The 4,744-nt window shown below is 73.7% G+C and carries 1 protein-coding gene; it reads left to right on the forward strand.

The annotated features are described in order from the left end of the window. Positions 1 to 18: 18 nt before the first annotated feature. On the forward strand, positions 19 to 4,744 hold a 4,726-nt coding region (locus tag AB0M52_RS30820; protein WP_363961000.1), incomplete at its 3' end, for an amino acid adenylation domain-containing protein.

Genomic DNA, 4,744 nt, shown 5'->3' on the forward strand with positions numbered 1-4,744 from the left:
CAGGCGCGCCTGTTGGATGTGCAGTGGGTGGGGTTGGCGGAGATCCAGCAGGTGGTGGGGCTGGGAGCGTTGTTCGACACCGCCATGGTCTTCGAGAACTACCCGATGGACCGCGAGCAGATCGCCGCCGAGGTCGGCACCGCCGGACTGACCGTGGTGTCGGCGCAGGGCCAGGACGCCACCCACTATCCGCTCGCCCTGGTCGCGCTGCCCGGCGAGGAACTACGGTTCCGCCTCGACTACCGTCCGGACGTCTTCGACGAGGCGGCTGCCGCGTCCATCGGGGGCCGGTTTCTGCGCATTCTCACCGCGATCGCCGACGACCCGCACCAGCCCACCGGCCGCCTCGAACCATTCGAGCCGGCCGAGCGCGCCCGCCTGCTGGCTGCCCCACCGGAGCCCGCGACACCGGCCGCCACCCTGCCGGCCCTGTTCGAGCGTCAGGTCGCCGCCGCCCCGGCGGCCGAGGCGCTTGCGTACGAGGCCGAGACCCTCACGTACGCGGACGTGAACACGCGCGCCAACCGCCTGGCGCACCAGCTGATCGCCCTGGGGGTCGGCCCGGAAGACGCAGTGGCGGTGGCACTGCCCCGATCCGTCGACGCGGTCGTCACCCTCCTCGCCGTGCTCAAGGCCGGCGGCGCCTACCTGCCGGTCGACCCGCAGTACCCGGCCGAGCGGATCCGCTTCATGCTGGCCGACGCGAAACCCCGGCTGCTGGTCACCACGGCCGGAGGGGCAGGCGCCGACATCCCGGTGCTGCTGCTCGATGATCCGGCCACCCGGGACGCGATCGCCGCACGGCCCGCGACCGACATCACCGACGCCGATCGATCCGCGCCGCTGGACCCGCAGCACCCGGCGTACGTCATCTACACCTCCGGCTCCACCGGCCGGCCCAAAGGGATTCTCGTGCCGCATGCCGGCGTGCCGAGCCTCGCGGCCGGCCAGATCGAGCGGTTCGCGGTCCACGCTGGCAGCCGGGTGCTCCAGTTCGCCTCGCCCAGCTTCGACGCCGCAGTGTCCGAACTGTTCATGGCGCTGCTCGCCGGCGGCACCGCAGTACTGGCCTCTCCGGACCGGCTGATGCCGGGCGCGCCGCTCGCAAAGCTCCTCGCCGAGCAGCGCATCACCCATGTCACGCTGCCGCCCGCCGCCCTCGCGGTGCTCGCCGAGGACGCCCTGCCGGCCGGGCTCGTTCTGGTGGTGGCGGGCGAGGCCTGTCCGCCGGAACTGGCCGCCCGCTTCTCCGGTGACCGCAGAATGATCAACGCGTATGGGCCGAGCGAGACCACGGTGTGCGCCACCATGAGCGAGCCGCTCGACGGGCGCGCCGCGCCGATTGGCCGGGCCATCCGCGGCGCCGCCACCTACGTCCTGGACCCGTACCTGCGCCCGGTCCCGCCCGGCAGGTCGGGTGAACTGTACGTCGCCGGCGCCGGCCTGGCCCGCGGCTACCTGAACCGCGCCGGCCTGACCGCCGGGCGTTTCGTGGCCTGCCCGTTCGGCGACGCCGGCGAGCGGATGTACCGCACCGGCGACGTGGTGCGCGGCGGTCCGGACGGCCAACTCGAGTTCCTAGGCCGCGCCGACGACCAGGTCAAGCTGCGCGGCTTCCGGATCGAACTGGGCGAGGTGGAGTCCGCTCTGCTGGCGCTGCCCGGCGTGGGCCAGGCTGCGGCCACGGTGCGTGGCGATGCCGCCGACCGTCGCCTGATCGGCTACGCCGTGCCCCGGCCCGGCGCCATGCTCGATCCCGATGAGCTGCGTCGCCGGCTCGGCACCGTGCTGCCCGCGCACACCCTGCCGTCGGCCGTGGTGGTTCTCGACAGCCTGCCGTTGAGCCCCAACGGCAAGGTCGACCGGGCCGCCCTGGCCGACCCGCAGCCCCGCCGCGCCGGCACCGGCCGCCCGCCCGCCGACGCTCGCGAGGAGGTCCTCTGTACCCTGTTCGCGGACGTGCTCGGCCTGCCCGCGATCGGCGTCGACGACGACTTCTTCGACTGCGGTGGCCACTCCCTGCTGGTCACCCGCCTGGTCAGCCGGGTGCGGTCGGCGCTCGGCGTGGAACTGCCGCTGCGCGCCGTCTTCGAGAAGCCCACGGTCGCGGCCCTGGCCGGCGCGCTTGATGGCGACGCCGTGACCCGCCCGGCGCCGGTTTCCGCAGACCCACGGCCGGCCCGGGTGCCGCTTTCCTTCGCACAGCGCCGGTTGTGGTTCCTGCACCGCCTCGAGGGACCCAGCCCGACCTACAACATCGCGATCGCGCTGCGCCTGACCGGGCCGCTCGATGAGGAAGCGCTCGAGCGGGCCATGGCCGACGTGATCAACCGGCACGAGAGCCTGCGCACCGTCTTCGCCGAGGACGAGCAGGGCCAGTACCAGCGCATTCTCACCGTGGACGAGGCCGGCTCGCGACTGACCGTCGACCCGGTCGCGGCCACCGACGTCGTCGACCGGGTCCGCGAGGCCGCTCGTTACGGCTTCGACCTGACAGCCGAGCCGCCCGCCCGGGCCTGGCTGTTCGGCACCGGCGACGAGCGGGTCCTGCTGCTGGTGCTGCACCACATCGCCGGTGACGGCTGGTCGCTCGGCCCGTTGGCCCGGGACCTGAGCACCGCATACGCCGCCCGGGTGATCCGCGAGGAGCCGCGCTGGCAGCCGCTGCCGATCCAGTACGCCGACTACACCCTGTGGCAGCGCGACGCTCTGGGCAGCGAGGACGATCCGGACAGCCCGATCGCCCGACAGGTCGCGTATTGGACCGAGGCGCTCGCCGGGCTGCCCGAGGAACTCGCGTTGCCGACCGACCGACCGCGTCCGCCGGCGGCCTCCTACCGAGGCGAGCGGGTCCCCGTGCACCTGCCCGCCGCCCTGCACGACCGGCTCACCGTACTGTCCCGGCAGAGCGGCACCAGCGTGTTCATGGTGCTCCAGGCCGGGCTCGCGGTGCTGCTGCACCGCCTGGGCGGTGGCACCGACGTGCCGATCGGCTGCCCGATCGCCGGGCGCACCGACGAGGCCGTCGAGGACCTGGTCGGCTCGTTCTCCAACACCCTGGTGCTGCGTACAGACCTGCGCGGCAACCCGACCTTCCGGGAACTGTTGCGCCGGGTACGCGCCACCGACCTGGCTGCGTACGCGCACCAGGACCTGCCCTTCGAACGCCTGGTCGAGGTGCTCAACCCGCAGCGGTCGCTGTCCCGGCACCCGCTGTTCCAGGTGATCCTCACCTTTAACAGCACCGAGCAGCAGGCCGCGCTGGACGCGATCGGCCGGCTGCCGCACATTCGGGTCACGGCGGAGGCGGCTGACACCGGCGTGGCGCCGTTCGACCTCGCCCTCGAACTCGGCGAGCGGCGCGGCCCGGACGGCGAGCCCGACGGCCTGGCCGGCGACCTCGAGTTCAACACCGACATCTTCGACCGGCCCACCGTCGAGGACCTGGTGGCCCGCCTGGTCCGGGTGCTCGGCGAGCTGGCCGCCGATCCGGACCGCCTGGTCGGCACCCTCGCGGTGGTAGGGCCCGAGGAGCGGGCCCGCCTGCTCGTCGCCGGTGCCCGCGACGACTGGCCGGTGCCGGCTGGACCGGCCGGACCAGCGGCCGGCGAGCTGGCCGACCGCCGCTGGTACCTGCTGGACCGCGCACTCGAACCGGTTGTCGACGGTGTGCCCGGCGAGCTCTACCTCGGGGGCAACGGCTGGGAGCGCACCGGCGTGCCGTCCCGGTCGCTGGTCGCTGACCCGTTCGGCACTCCAGGTGGCCGGATGCTGCCGACCGGCGTACGGGCCCGCCGCCCGCGCAGCGGCCGGCCGGAGCTCATCACCGGGGACGTGGCCGGCGACCCGGAATCGGCCGCGCCGGAGCGACGGAACCCGCCGAACCCCCGCGAACAGCTCCTCAGCGGACTGTTCGCCGAGATGCTCGGCGGCAAGCCGGTCGGCGTCGACGACAGCTTCTTCGAGCTGGGTGGGCACTCGCTGTCTGCGGTCCGGCTGGCCGGCCGGATCCGCTCGGTCCTCGGCGTGCAGGTTTCCATCCGGCAGCTGTTCGAGACACCGACGCCGGCCGGGCTGACCCGGGCGCTGTTCGACGCCGAGCGGGCCGGTGCGGCCGAGCTGCTGACCGGCGGTCAGCGGCCGGACCGGATTCCGCTGTCGGTGGCCCAGCGCCGCCTGTGGGTGCTGCACCAGGTGGACGGCGGCAGCGCGGCGTACAACGTGCCGGTGGCGCTGCGGCTGCGCGGTGATCTGGACGCAGCCGCACTGCGCGCCGCGCTCGGCGACGTGGTGGCCCGGCATGAGAGCTTGCGTACGCAGTTTCCGACCGACAGGGACGGCCCGATCCAGGTGGTGCTCGACCCGGCCGCGTCCCGGCCGGTGCTGATTGAGTTGGACACCGACGAGGCGGAGCTTTCGGCCCGACTGCGGGCGGCGGCGCGCTACGGCTTCGATCTGGCGACCGAGATTCCGATCCGGGCCTGGCTGTTCCGGCTGGGCCCGGCCGAGCACGTGCTGCTGTTGCTGGTGCACCACATCGCTGGCGACGGCTGGTCGATGGGCCCGCTGGCCCGGGACCTGGCCACCGCGTACCGGGCCCGCCGCGAGGGGCAGCCCCCCGGCTGGCCGCCGCTGCCGGTGCAGTATGTCGACTTCACGCTGTGGCAGCAGCGGGCACTGGGCTCGGAGGACGACCCGGACAGTGTGGTCTCCCGCCAGTTGGCGTACTGGACCGAGGCGCTCG

The sequence above is a fragment of the Micromonospora sp. NPDC051296 genome, from assembly GCF_040682255.1.
In the GTDB taxonomy this organism is placed as follows: Bacteria; Actinomycetota; Actinomycetes; order Mycobacteriales; family Micromonosporaceae; genus Micromonospora; species Micromonospora craterilacus.